Annotated in this window: 25 protein-coding genes; 11 read left to right on the top strand and 14 right to left on the bottom strand. The window is 68.6% G+C overall.

What is annotated here, in order from left to right; all coding sequences use genetic code 11:
- The 11 genes from ASC79_RS05735 to ASC79_RS05685 all read left to right on the top strand — a co-directional run bounded on the left by ASC79_RS05735 (position 1) and on the right by ASC79_RS05685 (position 10527).
- Positions 1-1026 carry a MerR family transcriptional regulator gene (locus tag ASC79_RS05735; protein WP_056024897.1) on the top strand — a complete coding sequence of 342 codons (1026 nt, stop codon included), beginning with the start codon at positions 1-3 and terminating at the stop codon, positions 1024-1026.
- 344 nt (positions 1027-1370) lie between these two features.
- The gene (locus ASC79_RS05730) at positions 1371-1712 is read left to right on the top strand and encodes a hypothetical protein (protein ID WP_056024900.1); all 342 of its coding nucleotides are present in this window, start codon (positions 1371-1373) and stop codon (positions 1710-1712) included.
- Between the two features lie 164 nt (positions 1713-1876).
- A complete protein-coding gene (locus ASC79_RS05725) occupies positions 1877-2164 on the top strand; it encodes a PaaI family thioesterase (RefSeq protein ID WP_056024903.1) in 288 nt (95 codons plus the stop codon).
- Positions 2165-2350: 186 nt separating this feature from the next.
- Positions 2351-2905, top strand: coding sequence for a F0F1 ATP synthase subunit delta (locus ASC79_RS05720; RefSeq protein WP_056024905.1), 555 nt, complete (start codon positions 2351-2353; stop codon positions 2903-2905).
- A 4-nt stretch (positions 2906-2909) separates the two neighbouring features.
- Complete coding sequence (gene atpA, locus ASC79_RS05715) at positions 2910-4445, top strand: F0F1 ATP synthase subunit alpha (protein ID WP_056024907.1); 1536 nt, start codon at positions 2910-2912, stop codon at positions 4443-4445.
- Positions 4446-4464: 19 nt separating this feature from the next.
- Positions 4465-5334: a F0F1 ATP synthase subunit gamma gene (locus ASC79_RS05710; protein ID WP_056024912.1), complete on the top strand. Its 870-nt coding sequence runs from the start codon at positions 4465-4467 to the stop codon at positions 5332-5334.
- Between the two features lie 19 nt (positions 5335-5353).
- Positions 5354-6946, top strand: a complete 1593-nt coding sequence (gene atpD, locus ASC79_RS05705; RefSeq protein WP_056024914.1) for a F0F1 ATP synthase subunit beta — start codon at positions 5354-5356, stop codon at positions 6944-6946.
- Positions 6947-6951: 5 nt separating this feature from the next.
- Complete coding sequence (locus tag ASC79_RS05700) at positions 6952-7218, top strand: ATP synthase F1 subunit epsilon (protein ID WP_056024920.1); 267 nt, start codon at positions 6952-6954, stop codon at positions 7216-7218.
- 202 nt (positions 7219-7420) lie between these two features.
- Entirely contained in the window at positions 7421-8083 is a 663-nt protein-coding gene (locus ASC79_RS05695) for a hypothetical protein (RefSeq protein ID WP_056024923.1), read from the top strand.
- A 113-nt stretch (positions 8084-8196) separates the two neighbouring features.
- Positions 8197-8523: a quaternary ammonium compound efflux SMR transporter SugE gene (gene sugE, locus ASC79_RS05690; protein ID WP_056024926.1), complete on the top strand. Its 327-nt coding sequence runs from the start codon at positions 8197-8199 to the stop codon at positions 8521-8523.
- Between the two features lie 72 nt (positions 8524-8595).
- Positions 8596-10527, top strand: a complete 1932-nt coding sequence (locus ASC79_RS05685; protein ID WP_056024933.1) for an alpha/beta fold hydrolase — start codon at positions 8596-8598, stop codon at positions 10525-10527.
- A 2-nt stretch (positions 10528-10529) separates the two neighbouring features.
- On the opposite strand, the gene ASC79_RS05680 is transcribed toward ASC79_RS05685, so the two are convergent.
- The 14 genes from ASC79_RS05680 to rplU form a co-directional block, all read right to left on the bottom strand.
- Positions 10530-11294, bottom strand: a complete 765-nt coding sequence (locus ASC79_RS05680; protein WP_056024936.1) for an alpha/beta fold hydrolase — start codon at positions 11292-11294, stop codon at positions 10530-10532.
- A gap of 17 nt (positions 11295-11311) precedes the next feature.
- Entirely contained in the window at positions 11312-11803 is a 492-nt protein-coding gene (locus tag ASC79_RS05675; protein ID WP_056024939.1) for an RNA pyrophosphohydrolase, read from the bottom strand.
- A gap of 10 nt (positions 11804-11813) precedes the next feature.
- A complete protein-coding gene (locus ASC79_RS05670; RefSeq protein WP_056024942.1) occupies positions 11814-12965 on the bottom strand; it encodes a divergent polysaccharide deacetylase family protein in 1152 nt (383 codons plus the stop codon).
- Positions 12966-13080: 115 nt separating this feature from the next.
- On the bottom strand, positions 13081-14478 hold the full coding sequence (locus tag ASC79_RS05665) for a S41 family peptidase (protein WP_056024949.1): 1398 nt from the start codon (positions 14476-14478) through the stop codon (positions 13081-13083).
- 97 nt (positions 14479-14575) lie between these two features.
- A complete protein-coding gene (locus ASC79_RS05660; RefSeq protein WP_235528800.1) occupies positions 14576-15445 on the bottom strand; it encodes a murein hydrolase activator EnvC in 870 nt (289 codons plus the stop codon).
- Positions 15446-15456: 11 nt separating this feature from the next.
- The gene (rlmH, locus tag ASC79_RS05655; protein ID WP_056024959.1) at positions 15457-15921 is read right to left on the bottom strand and encodes a 23S rRNA (pseudouridine(1915)-N(3))-methyltransferase RlmH; all 465 of its coding nucleotides are present in this window, start codon (positions 15919-15921) and stop codon (positions 15457-15459) included.
- A 3-nt stretch (positions 15922-15924) separates the two neighbouring features.
- Positions 15925-16338, bottom strand: coding sequence for a ribosome silencing factor (gene rsfS / locus ASC79_RS05650; RefSeq protein ID WP_200937135.1), 414 nt, complete (start codon positions 16336-16338; stop codon positions 15925-15927).
- 132 nt (positions 16339-16470) lie between these two features.
- Positions 16471-17121 (bottom strand): nicotinate-nucleotide adenylyltransferase, encoded by a 651-nt coding sequence (locus tag ASC79_RS05645; protein WP_056024964.1) that lies wholly within the window; start codon positions 17119-17121, stop codon positions 16471-16473.
- 15 nt (positions 17122-17136) lie between these two features.
- Positions 17137-18702 carry an aldehyde dehydrogenase family protein gene (locus ASC79_RS05640; protein WP_056024967.1) on the bottom strand — a complete coding sequence of 522 codons (1566 nt, stop codon included), beginning with the start codon at positions 18700-18702 and terminating at the stop codon, positions 17137-17139.
- A 69-nt stretch (positions 18703-18771) separates the two neighbouring features.
- Complete coding sequence (gene proB / locus ASC79_RS05635) at positions 18772-19905, bottom strand: glutamate 5-kinase (RefSeq protein WP_235528870.1); 1134 nt, start codon at positions 19903-19905, stop codon at positions 18772-18774.
- Positions 19893-20942, bottom strand: a complete 1050-nt coding sequence (gene obgE, locus ASC79_RS05630; RefSeq protein ID WP_056024973.1) for a GTPase ObgE — start codon at positions 20940-20942, stop codon at positions 19893-19895. Before obgE ends, proB begins: the two co-directional genes overlap by 13 nt.
- Positions 20943-21020: 78 nt before the next feature.
- Positions 21021-21557 (bottom strand): GNAT family N-acetyltransferase, encoded by a 537-nt coding sequence (locus ASC79_RS05625; protein ID WP_056024976.1) that lies wholly within the window; start codon positions 21555-21557, stop codon positions 21021-21023.
- Positions 21558-21691: 134 nt separating this feature from the next.
- Positions 21692-21958, bottom strand: a complete 267-nt coding sequence (gene rpmA, locus ASC79_RS05620) for a 50S ribosomal protein L27 (protein WP_056024978.1) — start codon at positions 21956-21958, stop codon at positions 21692-21694.
- 28 nt (positions 21959-21986) lie between these two features.
- A complete protein-coding gene (gene rplU / locus ASC79_RS05615; RefSeq protein WP_056024981.1) occupies positions 21987-22517 on the bottom strand; it encodes a 50S ribosomal protein L21 in 531 nt (176 codons plus the stop codon).
- Positions 22518-22560: the final 43 nt, after the last annotated feature.

Genomic DNA, 22560 nt, shown 5'->3' with positions numbered 1-22560 from the left:
GTGAGCGGTTCCGTTCAGTTCCTAAGTCCTTCCGAGGCCGCCCGGCGGCTGGGCGTCTCGACCAAGGCGCTGCGGCTCTATGAAGAGCGCGGGCTGGTCACGCCGATGCGCACCGGCGCGGGGTGGCGGGCCTATGGCCCCGAGCAGATGGCGCGGGCCGGGGAGATCGCGACCTTGCGCACGCTGGGCCTGAGCCTGGCCCAAGTCGGCCGCGTGCTGGGCGGCGACGCCCGCGAACTGGAACCGGCGCTGGCCGCGCACCAGGCGTCGCTGGAAGCGCAGGGCGTGCATCTGACCCGCACGATCGAGCGCGTGCGCGCGGCGCGCGCCCAGCTGGCGGCGGGGCGCGATCTCGCCGTCGCCGACCTGACGGCGCTGCTGGCGCCGTCGGCCACCAACGTCGCCTTCGACCTGCCCTGGCCCTGGGGCGGCGAACGGTTCGAACTGCACGACCTTCACCCGCTGACCTTCATTGTCGGCCCGCTGGGCAGCGGCAAGACGCGGTTGGCGATGCGGCTGGCGCAGGAACTGCCGGGCGGCCGCTTCGTGGGGCTGGAGCGGCTGGGCGGCGGAGCGGCGCGTGAGCGGCCGGCCGCCGATCCCGGACTGAGCACGCGAATCGAGGCGGCGCTGGCCTGGCTGGCGGAGGATGACGGGGTGGAGAGCCCGGCCCTGGTCGCCCTGCTGACCGAACTGGAGTCGGACGGCGAGGGCGCCCTGGTGGTGGACATGGTCGAGGACGGCCTGGACGAGGCGACCCAGGCGGCCCTGATCGCGCGGCTGCGCCGCCGTGGGCCGCGGGCGCGGCCGCTGTTTCTAATGACGCGGTCGAACGCGATCCTGGATCTGGCCGCCGTCGGCGCCGGCGAGGCGGCGATCTTCTGTCCGCCCAACCACAGCCCGCCGATGCATGTGGCGCTGCATCCCGGGGCGCCAGGCTATGAGGCGCTGGCGATGTGTCTGGCGCCGCCGCAGGTGCGAGCCCGCACCCAGGGCATGATCGCCTGGCGGCCTGACGCGGCTTGAGCGCTCCGTGAGCAGAGCTCACGGATCATGCGGCGAAAGCATCGTTTGATCGGGACGGCGCAGCGTGGCGCAATCGCCTTCGAAAGGAGGTTGCAGCCGCCGCCGAGGCGCCCGCGAAAGGCGAGCCCGCGTACATGGGAACGCCTTCATCAAACCGCACCCCTGCATTTTCGCATAACCGCGGTGCGAAAAAAGCGGTTGCCGCTGATCTTAACACTGTTATCTTAGCGATGCTTAGTTCAACTCGCGCCGCCGGTGGGGATACCGGCTGCGGAACCCCGGATTGCGCCGAGCCGTGTCTCGCAAGGACTCGCCTTTTCTCCCCGATTGCTGGAGGGCTTTCGATGAAGCTCCGTACCCTCGCGGCCGCCTGCGCCGCCATGATGTCCGTCTCCTTCGCCGCCGGCGCGGCCCTGGCTGACGATCCGATCACCGCCAAGCTGCAGACCCCCGTCGCCGAAAAGACGAAGTTCATCGCCGGTGGCGCCGTCTTCCTCTGCGAAGGCGACACCTGCCTGGCCTCGGCTCCGTCGTCGCGCACCTACGGCGCCACGACCTGCAAGGAAGTGGCCAAGAACGTCGGCGCGGTCGTCTCGTTCGGCGGCGTGCGCAAGCAGCTCGAAGCCGCCAAGCTCGAGCAATGCAACACGGCGGCTCTGCCGGCCCAGCAAGTGGCCAACCGCTAAAGGCTGAAGGACTCCAGGTTCGCGCAAATCTAGGCGCGCCTCCCAGCCGCTAGTCTAGTCGAGCCTGTAACTCGGGCGCCGGGCCCTCCCGGCGCCCGTCTTTCTATATGTACGGGCTATGGGCGCTTGGCCGCGACGCAAGCGGCGCTTAAGAAGCCGCCGCGATGACCCAAGAAGCTGTTTCCCGACAAACCGTATTTCCCGAAGGCCCCGCGGCGGCGGCGGGTCTGCTCGAACCGGCCCTGGCGCAGGCCGCCGGCGAGGGCGCCGAGCCTGTATCCCTGACTATAGATTATGGCGTCGCGGCGACGCCTGGCGCGCGCGTCAGCGTGGAGGCCGGGGTCGACCGGGCCACGCGAACCCTGGTCTTCGCCTATGGCCGGGTGCTGTCCGAGGAGGGCGCCGTTCTGGCCACAGGGGCGGCGGTATTTCGCAGGATCAACGCCAGATAATACAAGGTGTCGCGGCTGGTTTGGTTGCGACGCTGAAAATCGCGTGCTATCAGGCGCGCGGCTTCGGGCCAGGGGCTTTTCCAGTCTCGATGGCCATTGTGCTTTTCCAAGCGCTTTCAAGCCTTTAGGGGCGCAGTGGAGATTTCTTCGCTGCGGCCTTTTGCGCGCACCGGGCGGACAAAATAAGTGGCGGACGATTCCAAGGCTTCGAATGTGGGCAGCAGATATGCACAAGCCCTGTTCGATCTCGCGAACGATGAAAAGAAATTGTCGGCCGTCGAGGCCGACCTCAAGGCGCTGAAAAAGATGAGCGCCGACAGCAAGGACCTGCGGACCTTGCTGGCTTCGCCGGCGTTCAGCGCCGACGACAAGGGCAAGGCTTTGGCCGCCCTTGGCGCAAAAGCGAAGCTCAATCCCACCACCCGCAAGTTCCTGGGACTGCTGGCCGCCAACGGCCGCGCCTCGGTCTTGCCGGCGGTGATCACGGCTTTTGAATCCCTGACGGCGGACGCGCGTGGCGCGGTTTCGGCGCAGGTGACCACGGCCATTCCGCTGACTGCTGCCCAATCCAAGGGTGTCGCCGCCGCGTTGCGAACCGCGCTCGGCAAAGACCCCGAAATCGAGACCCGCGTTGATCCGGCCCTTCTGGGCGGGATCAAGGTGCAGGTCGGTTCCCGTCTGTTCGATGCTTCGCTGCGTTCGAAGCTCGACTCCCTCAAGTTCGCCCTGAAGAGAGCGTAAGCCCATGGACATCCGCGCCGCCGAAATTTCGGCCATCCTCAAGTCGCAGATCGCCAATTTCGGCGAAGAAGCTGACGTCTCGGACGTTGGTTCGGTTCTGTCCGTCGGTGACGGCATCGCCCGCGTCTTCGGCCTCGACAACGTCCAATCGGGCGAAATGGTCGAGTTCCCCAAGGCCGGCGTGAAGGGCATGGCCCTGAACCTGGAAAAGGACAACGTCGGCGTCGTTATCTTCGGCGAAGACCGCGCCATCGCCGAGGGCGACGAAGTCCGCCGCCTCGCCGAAATCGTGGACGTGCCGGTCGGCAAGGGCCTGCTGGGCCGCGTCGTCAACCCGCTGGGCGAGCCGATCGACGGCAAGGGCCCGATCCAGAACGTGGCCGAACGCCGCCGCGTGGACGTGAAGGCTCCGGGCATCATCCCGCGCAAGTCGGTGCACGAGCCCGTGCAGACCGGCCTGAAGGCCATCGACTCGCTGATCCCGGTCGGCCGCGGCCAGCGCGAACTGATCATTGGCGACCGTCAGACCGGCAAGACCGCCGTCGCGATCGACGCCATCCTGAACCAGAAGTCGATCAACGCCGGCGATGACGAGAGCGCCAAGCTCTACTGCATCTACGTCGCCATCGGCCAAAAGCGTTCGACCGTGGCCCAGATCGTCAAGACGCTCGAAGAGCGCGGCGCCCTGGAGTACACCATCGTCGTTTCCGCTACGGCTTCGGAACCGGCCCCGCTGCAGTTCCTGGCCCCGTTCGCCGGCTGCGCCATGGGCGAGTGGTTCCGTGACAACGGCATGCACGCCGTCATCATCTACGACGACCTTTCCAAGCAGGCCGTCGCCTACCGCCAGATGTCGCTGCTGCTGCGCCGTCCGCCGGGCCGCGAAGCCTATCCGGGCGACGTCTTCTATCTGCATAGCCGCCTGCTGGAGCGCGCCGCGAAGCTGAACGAAGACAACGGTTCGGGCTCGCTGACCGCCCTGCCGGTCATTGAAACCCAGGCCAACGACGTGTCGGCCTACATTCCGACCAACGTGATCTCGATCACCGACGGCCAGATCTTCCTGGAAACCGACCTGTTCTTCCAGGGCATCCGCCCGGCCGTGAACGTCGGCATCTCCGTCAGCCGCGTGGGCTCCTCGGCCCAGATCAAGGCGATGAAGCAAGCCTCGGGTCCGATTAAGGGCGAACTGGCCCAGTATCGGGAAATGGCCGCCTTCGCGAAGTTCGGTTCGGACCTCGACGTCACCACCCAGCGCCAGCTGGCGCGCGGCGAACGCCTGACCGAGCTGCTGAAGCAGCCGCAGTACTCGCCGCTGAAGGTCGAAGAGCAGGTGGCGGTGATCTACGCCGGCACCCGCGGCTACCTCGACGGCATCGCGACCGCCGACGTCGGCCGCTACGAGGCCGAACTGCTGGGCCGCCTGCACTCCAAGCACCAGGACATCCTGGACACCATCCGCACCAGCAAGGAACTGAAGGCGGATACCGAGGCCAAGCTGAAGGAAGCTCTCGAAGCCTTCACCAAGAGCTTCGCGTAAGTCAGCGGGGCTTTAGGAGATGGCCAGCCTCAAGGAGATGCGCAATCGGATCGGAAGCGTGAAAGCCACGCAGAAGATCACGAAGGCGATGCAGATGGTGGCGGCGGCGAAACTTCGCCGTTCGCAGGACGCTGCGCAAAACGCCCGCCCTTACGCCCAGCGCATGGCTTCGGTCATCGCCAACCTGGCGGCCGGGGTGTCGGGCGACGGCGCCCCCAAGCTGCTGATCGGCACGGGCCGCAGCGACCGCCATCTGGTGGTCGTGACGTCCTCGGACCGCGGCATGGCCGGCGGCTTCAACACCTCGATCATCCGCGCCGCGCGCGAGAAGATCAACGAGCTGATCGGCCAGGGCAAGGACGTCAAAATCCTCGTCGTCGGCAAGAAGGCGCGTGACCAGCTGAAGCGTCAGTACGGCGATCGGATCGTGGCCTTCTTCGAGGCCGGCAATCCGTCGATGGCCAGCGCCCAGCCGGTGGCAGACAAGATCACCGAGCTGTTCGAAGCCGGCGAGATCGACGTCGTCACCCTGGCGTTCAGCCGGTTCAAGTCGGTGGTCTCGCAGATCGCGACCCTGAGCCAGCTGATCCCCGCCCAGGTTCAGGACGGCGGCGCGACCGTCGACCTGAAGGGCGCGGCCTACGAGTACGAGCCGGGCGAAGAGGACATCCTCGAAACCCTGCTGCCGCGGAACCTGACCGTTCAGGTGCTGTCGGCGATGCTCGAGAACCAGGCCGGGTTCTACGCCTCCCAGATGACGGCGATGGACAACGCCACCCGCAACGCCGGCGACATGATCGCCAGCATGACCCTGCAATATAACCGTTCACGCCAGGCGCAGATCACCAAGGAGCTGATCGAGATCATCTCCGGCGCCGAAGCGCTCTAACCCGAAAGAGTCCGAACCCATGGCTACGACCCCCAAGGCTCCCGCCAAGAAGCCCGCCGCCCCGAAGGCGGCCGCCGCGCCGAAGGCCGCCGCCGTCAAGGCCGCGCCGAAGGCCGCTGCTCCGAAGGCTCCCGCCGCCGCCAAGAAGACGACCGCCGCTCCGGCCGCCGTCGCCGGCATCGCCACCGGCCGCATCTCGCAGATCATCGGCGCCGTCGTCGACGTCGAGTTCGTCGGCCACCTGCCGGCGATCATGAACGCGCTGGAAACCACCAACACCGACCAGCGCACCGGCGCGCCGTTCCGCCTGGTGCTGGAAGTCGCCCAGCACCTGGGTGAGAACACCGTCCGCACGATCGCCATGGACACCACCGAGGGTCTGACCCGCGGCCAGCCCGTGACCGACACCGGCCGCTCGATCACCGTGCCGGTCGGCCCGGCGACCCTGGGCCGCATCATGAACGTCATCGGCGATCCGATCGACGAAGCGGGCCCGATCAACACCCAGTTCTACGCCCCGATCCACCGCGAGGCCCCGAGCTTCGCCGAGCAATCGACGGCGGCCGAAGTGCTGGTCACCGGCATCAAGGTCATCGACCTGCTCTGCCCCTACACCAAGGGCGGCAAGATCGGCCTGTTCGGCGGCGCCGGCGTGGGCAAGACCGTGACCATGCAGGAGCTGATCAATAACATCGCCAAGGCGTACGGCGGTTACTCCGTGCTGGCCGGCGTTGGTGAACGCACCCGCGAAGGCAACGACCTCTATCACGAGATGATCGAGTCGAACGTGAACCAGCCCGGCGGCGGCGGCGACAGCCGTTGCACCCTGGTCTACGGCCAGATGAACGAGCCCCCCGGCGCCCGCGCCCGGGTCGCGCTGACCGGCCTGGCCCAGGCCGAGTACTTCCGCGACCAAGAGGGCAAGGACGTGCTCCTCTTCATCGACAACATCTTCCGCTTCACCCAAGCCGGCTCGGAAGTGTCCGCGCTGCTCGGCCGTATCCCGTCGGCCGTGGGCTATCAGCCCACCCTGGCCACCGAGATGGGTAACCTGCAGGAGCGCATCACCTCGACCTCCAAGGGTTCGATCACCTCGGTCCAGGCCATCTACGTTCCCGCCGACGACCTGACCGACCCGGCCCCGGCCGCTTCGTTCGCCCACTTGGACGCCACCACCGTTCTGTCGCGTGACATCGCCGCCCAGGCCATCTTCCCGGCCGTGGACCCGCTGGACTCGACCTCGCGGATCATGGACCCGCTGGTGATCGGCGACGAGCACTACGCCGTGGCCCGCCGCGTCCAGGAAACCCTGCAGGCCTACAAGGCCCTGAAGGACATCATCGCCATCCTGGGCATGGACGAGCTGTCGGAAGAGGACAAGCTGACCGTGGCCCGCGCCCGGAAGATCCAGAAGTTCCTCAGCCAGCCGTTCCACGTGGCCGAGCAGTTCACCAACATGCCGGGCATCTTCGTGAGCCTGGAAGACACGATCCGCTCCTTCAAGGCGGTCGTGGACGGTGAGTACGACCACCTGCCGGAAGCGGCCTTCTACAACGTCGGCACCATCGAAGACGCGGTGGCCAAGGCCGAAAAGCTGGCGGCGGAAGCCTAAGAGCGATGGCTGGCAAGCTTCACTTCTCGCTGGTCTCTCCGGAGCGCGAACTGTTCTCGGGCGATGTCGACCAAGTCGACGCGCCGGGGACGGAAGGCGACTTCGGGGTGCTGGCCGATCACGCGCCCTTCATGACCACGCTGAAGGTCGGGCAGGTGAAGGTCTACAGCGGCGGCGCCGTGAAGATCTTCGCGATCGAAGGCGGTTTCGCCGACGTGACGCCTGACGGCCTGACCATCCTGGCCGAGCAAGCCACGGAAGTGGCGGCCTAAGCTCAGGTCACGACCTACCGATCAAGGCCCCGTCGCCGCCTGGCGCCGGGGCCTTTTTCATGTCCGCAGCCCCTGGCGGCGCGTCGCCGAGGGGCGCCAGGCGAGGAATCGCCACCGATAGGCCCAATTGCTGCGCTAGAGGGGTTGCGAGGGACGGCCTGTTTCGAGTGTTATGCGCCAAGCTTTAGTTAGGGAATTCGCCATGCGCACCGCCATCGTCAGTCTGATTGCTCTCGCCGGCCTCGCCACGGCGGCCCACGCCCAAACCGCGCCTGAGGCGCCGCCGGCCGCGCCCGCGCCGGAAGCCGCGCCCGCCGCTCCCGAAGCCGCGCCCGCCGCTCCCGAAGCTGCGCCGGCCGCCCCGGCCGCCGAGGAAAAGTCCTACGTGCTGCCGACCACCGGCCCCGAAGGTCAGATCATCGACGTCATCAACCGCGTCTGCAAACCGCTCGTGAAGGGCGGCGACTTCAAGGCCCTGGCCGGCGGCATGGCCGGCTACAAGCTGAACAAGCGCGAGGGGACCTATGTCGGCACGCTGGTCGAGAAGCCCTACACCATCACAATCTGGCCGCAGGGCTCCAACAAGGACGTCTGCCGCCTGACGCTCAGCTACGCGATCAACGGCGAGAAGCCGATCATCGTCGGCCTGAACATCTTCTCGTTCCTGCATAAGCCCGAGCTGGTGCAGCAGCGGAACGACTTCGTCCCGGCCACCGATTTCAAGCGCATCACCAACTCGTGGGAATACTTCACCGACAAGGAATCGATCGGCCTGGTGTTCCTGCAACTGAAGAAGCCGGACGGCTCGCCCGCCGGCAAGAACGCCGACCTGGGCGAAGTCCTCTACTCGGAACGCAAGTTCTAGGGATCGCCAGTGACGCCCGGCGACGGGCGTCCTATCCAGCATCGGGCGCGGGGGATGACCTCCGCGCCTTTGCTTTTTCCGGGGACGACCCCCGCAGCATAGGAGCGGCGGCCATGCCTTGGGTCATCTTGTTCATCGCCGGAATCTGCGAGATCGGCTGGGCCGTGGGGCTCAAGTACACGGACGGTTTCACCAAGCTGTGGCCGACCATCTTCACCGGCGTCAGCCTCATCGCCTCGATGGCCCTGCTGGGCCTGGCGGTGAAGTCGCTGCCGCTGGGCACCGCCTATGCGGTCTGGACCGGTATCGGCGCGGTCGGCACCGTCATCCTCGGCATCGTGCTCTTCAAGGAGCCGGCCACGGTCGCACGGCTGGTTTGCGTCGGCCTGATCGTCAGCGGCATTCTCGGCCTGAAGTTTCTGGCCTCGCCGACGCAATGATCTCTGATTGACGGGCGCCGCCCGGCGCCGCCAGGGTCCGCTCCAACCTCGACTGTTTGGAGTTGCTTCCTGATGACGACGCGCGCCCTGCTGCTTGGCACCGTCCTCGCCTTCGCCTTTGCGGGCTCGGCGCCCGCCGCCGACCTGGCCAAGCGCCAGGCGGGCCAGATTGTTTACGACAACGTCCCGGAGACTCCGGCGGAGCTGAAGGCCGCGCTCGCGCCCTACTACAACGCCCGCTCGGCCGTGTTCGAAGACTGGCTGGACGATGGCTCGATCCTGATCGCCACCCGATTCGGCGACGTGAACCAGATCCACCATGTGGCGGCGCCCGGCGCGGCCCGCACCCAGTTGACCTTCTTCCCCGAGCCGGTGAACAGCGCCAAGGCCCAGCCCGGCCAGGCGCGGTTCGTCTATCCGCGCGACGTCGGGGGCGCCGAGTACTATCAGGCCTACCTCCGCGGCCTGACCGGGGCCGAGGTGCAACTCACCGCGCCGAAGACCCGCAATGCGAACTTCACCTTCTCCGGCGACGGCAAGCTGGTCGCCTGGAGCCAGGTGACCCCTGGCGACCCTAACTACGACATCCTGCTGGCCGATCCGGCCCGGCCGGAGAGCCGCCGCGTGGTCCACGAGGGCCAGGGTGCGCTGGCGGTGCTGGACTTCGCCCCTGACGGCAAGTCGCTGCTGGTGAGCCGCTACAACTCCGCGACATTCGTCGAGCTGTTCGTCCTCGACATCGCCAGCGGAGCCCTGAAGCCGGTCGGTCCCGCGGGTCGCAAGATCGGATACCAGGGCGGCGCCTTCACCGCCGACGGGACCGGCGTGGTGATGCTCTCCGACGACAAGGCCGACATGGCCCGCCCCGTCGTGCTGAACATCGCCACCGGCGCCGTCCGCGACCTGGAGCCGGGCGCGAAGTGGTCGGCTGAGGCCTTCGACCTGTCCCCCGACGGCGCGCTCATCGCCTCTACGGTCAACGAGGAAGGCTATTCGAAGATCGTCCTCCGCGAAGTCGCCACTGGCAAGCAGCTGCCGACGCCGGCCCTGCCGCAGGGCGTGCTGACCGGTCTCGGCTTCTCGCCGGACGGCAAGCAACTGGGCCTGAGCCTCTCGACCTCCACCTCGTCGGGCGACGTCTGGAGCTTCGCCCTGGCCGACCAGAAGCTGGTGCGCTGGACGCAGAGCGAGCTGGGCGGCCTGGACCCGGCCAAGCTGGTCGAGCCGACATTGTTCCGCTACCCGACCTTCGACAAGCGTTCGATCCCCGCCTTCATCTACAAGCCGGCCGCCAAGGCCGGCGAGAAGCTGCCTGTGGTCATCCAGATTCACGGCGGGCCGGAAGGCCAGGAGCAGCCGAACTTCAACCCGCGCCGCCAGTCGTGGGTGAACGAGGTCGGCGCGGCGGTGATCATTCCGAACGTCCGCGGCTCGACCGGCTACGGGAAGACCTATCTCGACCTCGACAACGCCGAGAAGCGCGAGGACTCGGTCAAGGACATCGGCGCGCTGCTGGACTGGATCGCCACGCAGCCGGATCTCGACGCCAGCCGCGTCGCGGTCGTGGGCCAGTCGTACGGCGGCTACATGTCGCTGGCGGTGGCGGCGCACTACAACGACCGCATCGCTGGGGCGATCGACCTCTACGGCATCTCCAACTGGAAGACCTTCCTGGAGAACACCGAGGGCTATCGCCGCGACCTGCGGCGGGCGGAGTACGGCGACGAGCGCGACCCGAAGATGGCGGCCGTGTTCGACAAGATCTCGCCGCTCAACATGAGCGCGAAGATGAAGAAGCCGATGATGATCTATCAGGGCGCCAACGATCCGCGCGTGCCGCAGTCGGAGTCCGAGCAGATGGTCGCGCGCCTGCGCGCCCAGGGCACCGAGGTCTGGTACGTGCTGGCCTTGGACGAGGGCCACGGGGTCAGCAAAAAGCAGAACACCGAGGCGGTCCGCGCCAGCGAGATCGTGTTCCTGAGGAAGGTGCTGGGGACGAAGTAGGGCTAGGCCGTCTGGCCGACGGCTTCCAGCCAACCCTGGGCGATCTCGGTGATTTCCTGCCAGCCGGGTTCGGCGACCAGCCAGTGGCTCATGCCCGGGGCCTGGATGAACTCGGCGCCCAGGCGCGTGGCGGTCTGGCGCACGGTCGCCGGCGGGTGCACGATGTCGCGCTCGCCGCCGATCACCAGGCAAGGCGCGCGCAGGGCGCCGACGCTGGTGGTCATGAACGGGTCGAGCCACCAGTTCAGGGTCTCCCACAGCGCCCGGCCGCTTTCCGGGCGCATGCGGGCGGTCACGGCTTCCCGTGCGTCGCCGGCCATGCGGTCGAGGCTGTAGCGGCGGGCGAGGCCCTTGTCGGGCGCGACCGACTGCGCCCAGAACGGTCCGAGCGCGTGCAGGCCGAAGGCGGTGATCGCCTCTTCCATCGACGAGGCCGCCACGCCCCAGGGCGCGGACGGGGCCAGCAGCACCATGGCGCGCACCGGGGTGCGGCCGGCGGCCAGCGCGCAGACCAAACCGCCCATGGAGTGGCCGACCAGGATCGGCGCCTCGTCGAGGCTGGCGCACAGGCGCGCGACGTCGCGGGCATAGTCGGTGATCGAAACCCCGACCACGGCATGAGCGCCGTCGCCGGCGGCATGTCCGCGGAGGTCAGGGGCCAGGACGTGATGGCCGGCGGCCTCGAACGGGCCGCGGAAGTGCTCGAACGCCCAACCGCCGCAGAACGCGCCGTGCACCATGACGATCGGCGCTGGGGATGTGGTCATGTCGTAGGACGCCGTATTCAGGCCGCGCGGCCGGGCTGGCCCGTGAAGACTTGGAAGGCGCGGACCACGGTCTCGTAGATCGCCTTCTTGAACGGCACGACCAGGCCGGGCGCCTCGTCGAGGCCGCCCCAGCGCCAGGCGTCGAATTCCGGATGGCCGTCGCCGCTGAGGTCGATCTCGCTCTCATGGCCGTCGAAACGCAGCGCGAACCAGACCTGCCGCTGGCCCTTCCAGCCCTTGGCGATCTTCGAGCCGTTGTGGCCGGGCGGGAAGTCGTAGGCCAGCCAGCCGTCGGTGCGGCCGAGCAGGGTGGTGGTGACGACGCCGGTTTCCTCGGCCAGTTCGCGGCGGGCGGCGACGTAGAGATCCTCGCCTGCGTCGACGCCGCCCTGGGGGAACTGCCAGTTGTAGGGCTCGGGGGTCTGGCACCGCCGGCCCAGCCACACGCGTCCATCGGGGTGGAAGAGCACCACTCCCACGTTCGGGCGATAGGCGGACAGGTCGGTCATCTCAATCCATTTAGCGACGTGAGGTCAAAGCGGAAGCCGGAGCCAGCTGATAACCTCGAGATTCGACCGATTCAGCCCATTTTGCGACCTGCGACAGCGTCACGGGATAGGCGAAGCCCGATCCCAGAGCCTGGCCGTGCTGCAGAGCGCCGGCCTCGACGGCCAGCAGCTGCTGGTCGATCGCCTCGCCGGAGAGCTGCTCGTCGATGATGCGGGTGGCCGAGGCGCGCATCGGGCCGACACGGCGCGCGGCCTGGCCGTCGTCGATAAAGGCCAGCCCGCGGCCGCGTAGGGCGGTCGTGAAGGCGTTCATGCCGGCGTCGGAGGTCATGAACCGCGAGCCGAGATAGTTGGTCACGCCGAAATAGCCGGTGGCGCGCGAAAGCACCCACTCCAGCTTCTTGACCGTCTCCGAGCCTGGGGCGTCGGCCAGCAGCGTGTAGGGGCCCGGGTCGTTGTCCGGATAGTCGGTGGGCTCCATGGGCGCTTCCAGCAGCACCTCGTGGCCGGCGGCGCGGGCCAGGTCGATCCAGCCCTGCAGGCCCTCGGCGTAGGGCACGAAGGAGAGGGTGATTTCGGGGGGCAGGTTGTCGATCGCCTGGCGGGTGGCGGCGGCGTTGAGGCCAAGCCCGCCGACCACCAGGGCGACCTTGGGCCGGCCGTTGGGGACGAAGGGGCGGGCATAGGCCTCGGCCGGGGTCTTGCCGTTGGCGGCGATGATCGGCAGAGGCCCGCTGGGGCCCTGGGCGTGGAAGCCGGCCAGCGGCGCCTGGGGCAGCGGATCGGCGGCATGGAAGGCGCCGCCGCCCTGCATGGTGATGGTCGCCTCGCCGAGCGCGCCATCGGCCCCAATCGGGGTCTCGGACAGGCGGAAGATGTCTTCGGTGACGGCGGGCTGGCCGGTGGCGCGGGCCATGGCTTCGCGCCAGCCGTCGGGCGTGGCCTCGCTGCCGATCTTGGCCAGCGAGAGCCGCACGACCGGCGAACTGGCCTTAGGGTCGCCGATCAAGGCGACCAGGGCCAGCAGGACGATCAGGAACAGACCCCCCGCGGCGCCGGCGCCGACATAGGGGTTCGCGAGGGCGCGCAGCGCCGCCTCGGAAATCGGCGGAGCAGGCGCCGGTGCGGCGACCGCAGGTGCGAGGTGCTTCTTTGAAAACATCACATGATCACGGAACGTTCCGGCATTGGAGCGTCCGCGAATATGGTTAACAAACGACTTATACAGTGAACGCCAGCGCCGATTCCGTTAACCTTCGGCGCTGGGTTCGAGCCGCTTACTTCTTGTCTGGAGAGGCTTTTTCCAGAACCGGCGCGCCCTTCGGCGACACCACCGCAGCCATCTTCGGTTCGGGCTTCGGCAGCTTGGGCGTGGCGGCCACCGATCCGTACTTCAAAACGTCCATCGCGCGGGCCAGCTGGAAGTCGCCCTTGGACTCATCGAAGCTCGTCGGCGGGGCTTCGGCCGGGATGTGGGCGCCGCGGCGGGCCTTGCCTTCTTCGGCGTTCAGCGCGTTGCGGAACGAGGCTTCCGAGAACTGGAAGGCGCGGTTGGCGATGCGCTGGGCCTGGTCGCGGGTTTCGGCGACCTCCAGGTCGGGCTCGATGCCGGTCTTCTGGATCGAGCGGCCGGCCGGGGTGTAGTAGCGCGCCGTGGTCAGTTTCAGCGCGCCGTCCATGCCGCCGCGCAGCGGGATCACGGTTTGCACCGAACCCTTGCCGAAGGTGGTCAGGCCGACCACTTCGGCGCGCTTGCGGTCCTGCAGGGCGCCAGCCACGATCTCCGCGGCCGAGGCCGAGCCGGAGTTAACCAGCACCACCATGGGCAGGCCGCCGGTCACGTCGCCGGCGCGGGCGTTGTAGCGTTCGATGTCGCGCGGATCGCGGCCGCGCTGGGAGACGATCTCGCCGCCTTCGAGGAACATGTCGGAGATGCCGACCGCCTGGTCGAGCAGGCCGCCCGGGTTGTTGCGCAGGTCGAGGACCAGGCCCTTCATCTTCGGGTTCTTGGCGCGCAGTTCGGCCAAGGCCGCCTCGGCCTCGTCGGTGGTCTTTTCGTTGAAGCCGGAGACGCGCAGGTAGCCGTAGTCGCCTTCCATCTTGGCGGTGGCGGACTTGGGCTTGATCACCTCGCGGACGATCTTCACGTCGAAGGGATCGGACTTCTCGCGCGCGATGGTCAGGGTGACCGCCTCGCCCGGCTTGCCGCGCATCTGCTTGACGGCCTCGTTGACCGACAGGCCCAGCACGCTCTCGCCGTTGACGGCGGTGATGAAGTCGCCGGGCTTCACGCCGGCCTTGAAGGCGGGCGTGCCGTCCATCGGCGAGATGACCTTGACCACGCCTTCTTCGCTGGTGACCTCGAGGCCGAGGCCGCCGTACTCGCCGCGCGTCTGATCGCGCATGTCGTCGAAGGAGTCGGGGTTCAGATAGCCTGAGTGCGGATCGAGCGAGGTCAGCATGCCGTCGATGGCCGCCTCGATCAGTTTCTGATCGTCGACCTCGGTGACGTACTGGCGCTCGACGGTGTCGAGCACGTCGCCGAACAGCTCGAGCATCTTGTAGGTCTTCACCTTCGGCGCCTGGGCCGAGGCGAGGGCCTGCTGGCTCACATAGGCCATGGAGCCGGCGCCGAGCACGAAGGCCGAAGCCCCGATCAGGATGTACTTACGCATGTCAGGCCTAACAGCCTCCCTTGGCGACGAAACGGCGCCGCACCGGAATTCCTGAACCGATGTTCCGCGATGAATCCGGCGGAATTGGTTCGTATTTTTAGCTCAACCCGTCCAGCCATCTGGCCGGGTCGACCGGGGCCCCGCGTTCACGGACCTCCAGATAGAGTTCAGATGGGGAGTTTCGTCCATCCGTCATCCACCCGACAGGCGCGCCCGCCGCGACTGATTGACCGACCCCGACGCTCGTTCGGTCAAGGCCAGCCAACACCAGATGGTAGCCACCGGCCAGCCGCAATATCAATATGACCCCCCAGCCCTTAACGGGGCCTACAAACTGGACGAGGCCGGCGTCCGGGGCCGCGACGCTGGCGCCGTTCTGGGCGGCGAGGGTGACGCCCGAGGCCTGCCCGCCGCCGGTCAATTCATCGCCATAGCGCTGGACGATCTTGCCCTCGACCGGAGCCAACAGGCGGATGGGCGGTGTGATCGGGCCGCTCTCCACCGGGGCCGCGCCGGGGGGCGTCGCCTCCAGGCGTTCGCGGCGCTCGGCCAGCTCGGAGTCCGAGGTGAACAGTGCTTCGCTGGCGACCGCGGCCAACCGTCGCTGGCGGGCGATCTCGGTCGCCTCGGCGGCGTAGAGCCTGGCGCGCTTCTGCAGTTCGGGGGTCACGGCCTTGACCAGGATGGCCGCGCGCACGGCGTCGGTGGCGTCGCCGGGGCTGACCAGCAGGGCGGGGGGCGGATCGCGACGGAACTGGGCCAGGGCGGTGAGCAGCCGGGCCATGCGGTTGAGGTTGCGGCCCTGTTCGGCGTTCAGCACCGTCTCGCGGACGTTCAGCCGCTCCAGCCGCATTTTGTCGCCGGTGGCCGCATAGGCCAAGGCGCCGGCCGTCAGGGTTGCGGCGAGCGCGCAGGTGGCGGGAAGAAGGACGCCGCGGCGGATCATCGGACCAGGGATAGACCGCACGCCGCGCCCTCTCAATCGCGATGATAGGGGCTGCCGGCCAGGATGGTGACCGCGCGGTAGATCTGCTCGGCCAGCATGGCGCGGGCCATGGCGTGGGGCCAGGTCTGGGGCCCGAAGGCCAGCTTGCCGTTAGCAGCGGCGAGCAGGGCCGGATCCAGGCCGTCGGCGCCGCCGATCACGAACACCAGCCGGCGCGCGCCGTCGTCGCGCAGGCGCGCGATCTCGCCGGCGAAGGCGCGCGAGGCCCTGGCCGTTCCGTGTTCGTCGCAGGCGATGACGTGAGCGCCTTCGAGGTGCGGCCGCAACACCTCGGCCTCTGGGCCCTTGCCGGGCTTGCGGGACTCGACCTCGATCACCTCAACGGGACCGAGGCCCAGCGAACGGCCGGCCGCGGTGGCGCGGTCGACATAGAGCTTCACGAGCTCGACTTCCGGCGAGCGCGGCAGGCGGCCCACCGCGAGAATCGTGACTTTCAGGCGTTAGCTCGTCGGCGTGCGGTGCGGCGCATCGACCGCCCAGATCTTCTCGATGTTGTAGAACTGGCGCACTTCCGGACGGAACAGGTGGACGATCACGTCGCCGGTATCGATCAGGACCCAGTCGCAGTGCGGCAGGCCCTCGACGCGAGCCTTGCCGAGGCCCTCTTCCTTGAGGGCGCGCAGCAGGTGATCGGCCATGGCGCCGACATGACGGTGCGAACGCCCGGACGCCACGATCAACGCGTCGGCGACGGCGCTCTTGCCTTTCAGGTCGATGAAGACAACGTCCTGCGCCTGATCGTCGTCCAGGCGTTGCAGGATCAGTTCTCCCAGGGCGACAATCTTCGCCTCGGGATCGGAAGAAGCGCCGGAAACCGGGGCTTCGTGCGCTCTAGGCGCAGGGTCAGGGCTCAGCGGGGTCGCTCCTTTGTTGCCTCGCTAGGAGAGACATAGCACGGATTGGGCGGATTGGTCAGCCCAACGTCACGAAGTCTTCAAGCCGCGGGCCTGGGCGATCGTTCCCGGGCCGTATGGATCGTGATCGGGCTACTTCGCCTGCCGCGCGCGCAGGGCCGTAGACGACTGGAAATTCAGAGGCCCGGTAAGGAAAACCCAGCGCGGCGGGGAGGCGCCGGGCAGCAATTTGGCCTGCAGCAGCGAGACGCGGGTGTGGGCGAAACGTCGCGCCGCGGGCGAGGAGCGGCTTTTCAGCGAAATCCACGGCCGCGACACGACGGCGACCGGCACCTCGGCCATGATCTGCGTCCAGCCGCGCCAGCGGTGGAAGCTGGCCAAGCTGTCGGCGCCCATGATCCAGACGAAGTCCACGCCCGGAAAACGGGCCTTCAGGGCGCGGATGGTGTCGATGGTGTACTGCGAGCCGAACCGCGTCTCGGCGTCGCTGACGATCATGCTGCGGCCGCGGGCGAAGAGGCGGGCGCCGGCCATGCGGTCTTCCAGCCTGGCGGTCTCGTGGCTGGCCTTCAGCGGGTTCTGCGGCGACACCAGCCAGATCACCCGGTCGAGCTGCAGCCGGCGGCGCGCGGTCTCGGCGACGTGGGCGTGGCCCTCGTGCGCGGGGTTGAACGAGCCGCCATAGAGGCCCACGCGCATTCCCGGCCTCAGATCGAAGCCGAGCCGCAGGGCGTCGGGGCGCCCTGCCTTGGGCCGGCGCCTAGCCGGGCCGGCGAACCACATTGGACCCTCGCGGACTCAAAGCGGCTTGGCCGTGGCGGGATTGCGGTCGAGGTCAAGGTCGCTCTGGCGGACCCGGGCGCGGACGGTGAACACCCCGTCGCCGGACAGCACCCCGCCGCGCGCGAACAACCGGCCGTGCTCCCAGTTCGAGAGCCCAAGCTCGGGGCGGTCGAGGGCGAACTGGCCGTCCACCCAGCGGGTGAAGCCGTCGCCCACGAAGGGTGCGTTCACCGCGCCGTAGAAGCGCTCGTGCGCCTCGGCGTCCTGCGAGATCAGGCTGGCGGCGAACTGCGGGCTGTAGCGGTTGAAGAGGGCGGCGGCGGCCTCGATGCTGTCGACCAGCACCAGGGTGAGTTCGGGGGTCTCTTCCCACTCCCACTCGCGGCCCAGCTCGCTCTGCGCCAGCAGTTCGACCTTGGGCTCCTCGACGTCGCCCTCGGCGCGGCCGACCGCGACGCGCGCTTCGCGCCAGGCGGCGGGCAGGACGTCCTGCGAGCCCTCGACCACGTGCAGCTTCACATTGCGGCGCCGCTCCCCGGCGGCGTCGAGCGCGGCGAGGAAGGCCGGGACCAGGGTGTCGGCGGCCTCGCGAACGATGGCGCAGACATTGAGGGTGTTGCAGACCTTGCGGTCGAGCGAGTGATAGACCGCGGCCTTGAAGCGGGCCGGATCGGCGTCGGCGGCGGCCACCATCCAGGCGCCGCCCGTGCCGTGCAGGCTGACGGGCGCGCCGGCCTGGCGGGCGATCGCGCCCAGCTGGGCGACGGCGGGACCGGACCCGCGGGCCACGGCCAGCGCCAGGCGGCTGTCGGAGAACATCGCCCAGCCGGCGGCGTGCTCGGGGCTATCGACCAGGGCGGCCGAACCGGGCGGCAGGCCGGCGGCCTCAATCGCCGGGTCCAGGGCGTGCTCGACGATGGCGCGAGCGGTGCCGAGCGCGTCAGAGCCGATGCGGAACACCACGGTGTTGCCGGTGCGCAGGACGCCGGTGGCGTCGGCGAAGACGTTCGGACGGCCCTCGAAGATGAAGCCGACGACACCGAGCGGGGCGGCGACCTGTTCAACGGTCCAGCCAGGGTGCTCGACCCGTTCGACCAGGCGTCCGCGTCCGCCCTTGGCGTCACGCCAGACATGCAGGCCGGCGATCATGTCGGCGCGCATCGCCTCGCTGACCGCCAGGCGGGTGGTCGAGCGGCCGCGCGCCTGGGCGCGGACGACGTCCTCGGCGTTGGCCTTGGCGATCGCGCTCCAGGCGCCGTCGTCGGCCAGGTTGGCGGCGAAGGCCTCGAAGAAGGTGGTGATGGCGGCGTCGCTGACCTCGGCCAGCTTGCCGAACGCCTCATGGGCGCGGCCGACGGCGCCGGCGGCGATCGCCTGCACCGGGGCGGGGATGTGCAGCAGGTCGCCGGTCTCCTGGACCACGACAAGCCGGTCGCCGGGCCGGAACGCCGCAGCCAGCTTGTCGGAAACGAACGCCACGCGGTCGCCCCCGAATGGGATCGGCATGCCGGCGACCAGAGTCTCCAGCTTGCCCGTCCGGGCTCCCGTCTCGGCCTTGGTGATCGCCGCCGCGTCGTCCATTACGCGCCCTAATGCTCAGTTTGAGGTTTAGTAGGCCCCTTTGAGGGCCGTCGCAAATCCGTCGTGGCGTCAGGCCGGCGTTCGCGCCGACAGCGCCAGGTCGTCGGCGTGGATCATCGGGCCGTAGCTGAACCCCAGAACGCCCTCGATGGCGTCCGACTTCAGCCCGCGGATGCGCTCGGCGTCGTCGGAGTCGTAGCGGACCAGACCACGGCCGATCTCGCGGCCGGCCTCATCGACCACGACCACGGCGTCGCCTCTGTCGAACCGGCCCTCGACCGCGCGCACGCCGGCCGGCAGCAGGCTCTTGCCGGTGGCCAGGGCGGCGGCTGCGCCCTCGTCAACGATGACCGCGCCGGAGGTGGCCAGCGAGCCGGCGATCCAGGCCTTGTAGGCGGCGGCGACCGAAACCGAAGGCTCGATCACCGTCGCCTTCTCTCCGGCCTCGATGGCGGCGAGCGGAGCTGGGCGGCGGCCCAGGGTGATGATCGTGGCGCAGCCGGCCGACTGGGCGATGCGGGCGGCCATGATCTTGGTGGCCATGCCGCCGGTGCCGACCCCGGCGCTGGCGTTGGCGCCGCCGGCCATGGCCTCGATCTGCGGCGTCAGCTGGCTGATGCGCGGCATGTGCTCGGCCGACGGGTTGCTGCGCGGATCGGCGGTGTAGAGGCCGTCGATGTCGGAGAGCAGGACCAGGGCCTCGGCCCCGATCATCTGGGCGACGCGGGCGGCCAGGCGATCGTTGTCGCCGTAGCGGATCTCTTCGGTGACGACGGTGTCGTTCTCGTTGACCACAGGGATCACGCCCAGGCTCAGCAGGGTCGAGAGCGTGGCGTGGGCGTTCAGCCAGCGGCGGCGGATCTCGGTGTCGTCGCGGGTGATCAGCACCTGGGCGACGGCGAGGCCGTGCGGCTCCAGCGCTTCTTCCCAGGCCCGCATCAGCGCCGATTGACCGGCGGCGGCGCAGGCCTGCTTTTCCGGAAGCGTCAGCTTGCGGCGGCCCATTCCCAGCCGTCGGCGGCCCAGGGCCACAGCGCCGGACGAGACCACCAGCACCTGCTGGCCGCGTGCGCGCAGGCGGGCGACATCGGCGGCGAAGGCGGCCAGCCAGGCGGCGTCGGCGCCGGCTTCACCCGCCACGAGGGCGGAGCCGACCTTGATGACGACCCGCTTGGCCTGGGCCAGTCCGCTCACGGGGTCCAGCCCGTGCCGCCGATCTGCTCGGCTTCTTCCTGGGCGATCTGGGCCTTGCGTTCGCGGACCAGGCCGTAGGCCTCGCGCAGGATGTCGACGACGCCCTTGCCGGAGACGCCGGAGACCAGCCGGACCTTGCCGCCGACCGCTTCCTCCAGCGCCTCGCGCTGCATCTCGATGACGCTGTCGTCGAGGGCGTCGATCTTGTTGAGGGCGACGATCTCGACCTTGTCGCCGAGTTCCTCGCCATAGGCTTCCAACTCGCCGCGGACGGTGCGCCAGGCCTCGACCACATCGGTCTGGGTGGCGTCGACCAGGTGGATCAGCACGGCGGTGCGCTCCACGTGGCCGAGGAAGCGGGTGCCAAGGCCCGCGCCTTCCGACGCGCCTTCGATCAGGCCGGGGATGTCGGCCAGCACGAAGCGTTCGCTGGGCGACAGGTCGACCATGCCGAGGTTGGGGGCCAGGGTCGTGAACGGATAGTCGGCGATCTTCGGCTTGGCGGCGCTGGCCGCGGCCAGGAAGGTCGACTTGCCGGCGTTGGGCAGGCCGACCAGGCCGACGTCGGCGATCAGCTTCAGCCGCAGCCAGATCCAGCGCTCCTCGCCCTCCTGGCCGGGATTGGCGTGGCGCGGGGCCTGGTTGATCGGACCCTTGAAACGGTCGTTGCCCCAGCCGCCGTTGCCGCCCTTGAGCAGCAGCAGGCGCTTGCCGGCCACGTCCATGTCCGCGATCAGGGTTTCCTTGTCTTCGTCGAGGACTTCGGTGCCGACCGGGACCTTCAGCACCACGTCTTCCCCGGCCGCGCCATGGCGGTTGCGGCCCATGCCGTGGATGCCGGTGCCGGCCTTGAAGTGCTGCTGGTAGCGGTAGTCGATCAGGGTGTTGAGGCCGTCGACGGCCTCGATCCAGACATCGCCGCCGCCGCCGCCGTCGCCGCCGTCAGGACCGCCGTACTCGATGTACTTCTCGCGCCGGAAGGACACAGCGCCGCCGCCACCGTTCCCGGAGCGGATATAGATCTTGCACTGGTCGAGAAACTTCATCGGGGCCTTTTGTAGCATGGGAAGCGCCCCGTCGAGCCTTGCGGCTGCGGGGCGCCTCGATTCATCGCGTGTGTGACGTTACGCCAGCCACACCATCATCCGGGTCGGCGTCGCCCGGCCGCCGCGGGCGACGGATGGGCGCAACTCGACATCGCCGGTGTAGAGAAAGCCGGCGTTGCACAGCACCTGGCCCGAGGCCGGGTTGTCGGCGAAGTGGCCCGCATGCATGTAGCGCCGGCCCCAGGTGCGATGCGCCCAGACCAGCGCGCCTTGCGCCGCCTCGGTAGCGTAGCCCTGGCCCCAGTGTGGGCGCCCGACCCAGTAGCCGATCTCCCGCTCGCCGCCGTCGCGCGTGTCGAAGCCGAGCACGCCGATGGCGCCCTGCTCGGGATGGTCGATCACGAACACCGCCTCGCGGGCAGGATCGGACTCGCTGGCCTTCTCGAGAAAGCCTTCGGCGTGCTCCACGCCGTACGGATAGGGCATGCCCGTGGTCATGCGGGCCACGTCGAAGTCGTTGGCGTAGGTCGCCAGGCGGGCTGCGTCGGCCTTGCGGGGCCTGCGCAGCCGCAGCCGCTGCGTCGTGACGACAGGCTCCAGTTCAATCGCACACATCGGTCTACCTCCCGGCCCTCTGTCGGGGCCCTTCCAGAACGCAAAGAGGGGGAGTCCGGCGATCCGGACTCCCCCTCGGAAGCTTCCTGCCCGGTTCGCCTTACGGCGAACCCGGTTTCAAGAGGTTCGCCTGATTATTCGGCCGCTTGAGCCACAACCACGTTCACGTAGGTGCGGTCGTCGCGCTTGGTCACGAATTTCACGGCGCCGTTGGCGGTCGCGAAGAGGGTGTGGTCCTTGCCGATGCCGACATTGTCGCCCGGGAAGAACTTCGTGCCGCGCTGGCGCACGATGATGTTGCCGCCGACGACAGCTTCACCACCGAACTTCTTTACGCCGAGGCGGCGGCCAGCCGAGTCGCGACCGTTGCGCGAAGAGCCGCCAGATTTCTTGTGAGCCATAGCTCTCTCCTAACTCTCTAGTGCGCGCTTATTCGGCGTCGTCAGACTTCTTGGCGGCGGCCTTCTTCGGCGCAGCCTTCTTGGCCGGGGCTTCGTCGGTCGCCGCAGCGGCCTTCTTACCCTTGGCCGGAGCGGCGGGAGCCGAAGCTTCCAGCTCGGCGACCACGTTCTTCAGGTTGCGGGCGCGAGCGTCCAGCAGGGCCTTCGGGGTCAGGTCGACAGTGCCGTCCCACTTGGCGGTCTTGCCGGCGCCGGCGATCGAGGTCACGCGCAGCACGGTTTCCGACTGGCGGTGACCGCGGGTACGGCGATAGCCCTGACGGCGGATCTTCTTGAAGATCTTGATCTTCTCGCCACGGCGAGTTTCGATCAGGGTCGCCGAGACGGTCGCGCCGTCGACCAGCGGAGCGCCGACCGTGATGGCCTCGCCATCGCCGAGCAGGAGGACGTCGCCGAACGCGACTTCCGCACCCGGTTCACCGTCGAGCTTTTCGACGACCAGCAGGTCACCGGCTTGGACCCGGTACTGCTTTCCGCCGGTTTTGATCACCGCGTACATCGTTGGCGCCTTGGACTATAGCAAAATGGATAGCGCCCGCGAG

Origin of the sequence: Phenylobacterium sp. Root1290 (assembly GCF_001425305.1) — a bacterium.
GTDB lineage: Bacteria > Pseudomonadota > Alphaproteobacteria > Caulobacterales > Caulobacteraceae > Phenylobacterium.
This window is presented reverse-complemented; position numbering and strand designations above follow the sequence as displayed.

Excerpts from the sequence above, each read along its gene's own strand:
- ASC79_RS05700 (WP_056024920.1), top strand. The coding sequence starts at position 6,952 with ATGGCTGGCAAGCTTCACTTCTCGCTGGTCTCTCCGGAGCGCGAACTG.
- ASC79_RS05665 (WP_056024949.1), bottom strand. The coding sequence starts at position 14,478 with ATGCGTAAGTACATCCTGATCGGGGCTTCGGCCTTCGTGCTCGGCGCC.
- ASC79_RS05725 (WP_056024903.1), top strand. The coding sequence starts at position 1,877 with ATGACCCAAGAAGCTGTTTCCCGACAAACCGTATTTCCCGAAGGCCCC.
- ASC79_RS05685 (WP_056024933.1), top strand. The coding sequence starts at position 8,596 with ATGACGACGCGCGCCCTGCTGCTTGGCACCGTCCTCGCCTTCGCCTTT.
- sugE (WP_056024926.1), top strand. The coding sequence starts at position 8,197 with ATGCCTTGGGTCATCTTGTTCATCGCCGGAATCTGCGAGATCGGCTGG.
- rplU (WP_056024981.1), bottom strand. The coding sequence starts at position 22,517 with ATGTACGCGGTGATCAAAACCGGCGGAAAGCAGTACCGGGTCCAAGCC.
- atpA (WP_056024907.1), top strand. The coding sequence starts at position 2,910 with ATGGACATCCGCGCCGCCGAAATTTCGGCCATCCTCAAGTCGCAGATC.
- ASC79_RS05730 (WP_056024900.1), top strand. The coding sequence starts at position 1,371 with ATGAAGCTCCGTACCCTCGCGGCCGCCTGCGCCGCCATGATGTCCGTC.
- ASC79_RS05625 (WP_056024976.1), bottom strand. The coding sequence starts at position 21,557 with ATGTGTGCGATTGAACTGGAGCCTGTCGTCACGACGCAGCGGCTGCGG.
- ASC79_RS05675 (WP_056024939.1), bottom strand. The coding sequence starts at position 11,803 with ATGACCGACCTGTCCGCCTATCGCCCGAACGTGGGAGTGGTGCTCTTC.
- obgE (WP_056024973.1), bottom strand. The coding sequence starts at position 20,942 with ATGAAGTTTCTCGACCAGTGCAAGATCTATATCCGCTCCGGGAACGGT.
- ASC79_RS05645 (WP_056024964.1), bottom strand. The coding sequence starts at position 17,121 with ATGTGGTTCGCCGGCCCGGCTAGGCGCCGGCCCAAGGCAGGGCGCCCC.
- ASC79_RS05695 (WP_056024923.1), top strand. The coding sequence starts at position 7,421 with ATGCGCACCGCCATCGTCAGTCTGATTGCTCTCGCCGGCCTCGCCACG.
- rpmA (WP_056024978.1), bottom strand. The coding sequence starts at position 21,958 with ATGGCTCACAAGAAATCTGGCGGCTCTTCGCGCAACGGTCGCGACTCG.
- ASC79_RS05670 (WP_056024942.1), bottom strand. The coding sequence starts at position 12,965 with ATGTTTTCAAAGAAGCACCTCGCACCTGCGGTCGCCGCACCGGCGCCT.
- atpD (WP_056024914.1), top strand. The coding sequence starts at position 5,354 with ATGGCTACGACCCCCAAGGCTCCCGCCAAGAAGCCCGCCGCCCCGAAG.
- ASC79_RS05710 (WP_056024912.1), top strand. The coding sequence starts at position 4,465 with ATGGCCAGCCTCAAGGAGATGCGCAATCGGATCGGAAGCGTGAAAGCC.
- ASC79_RS05640 (WP_056024967.1), bottom strand. The coding sequence starts at position 18,702 with ATGGACGACGCGGCGGCGATCACCAAGGCCGAGACGGGAGCCCGGACG.
- ASC79_RS05680 (WP_056024936.1), bottom strand. The coding sequence starts at position 11,294 with ATGACCACATCCCCAGCGCCGATCGTCATGGTGCACGGCGCGTTCTGC.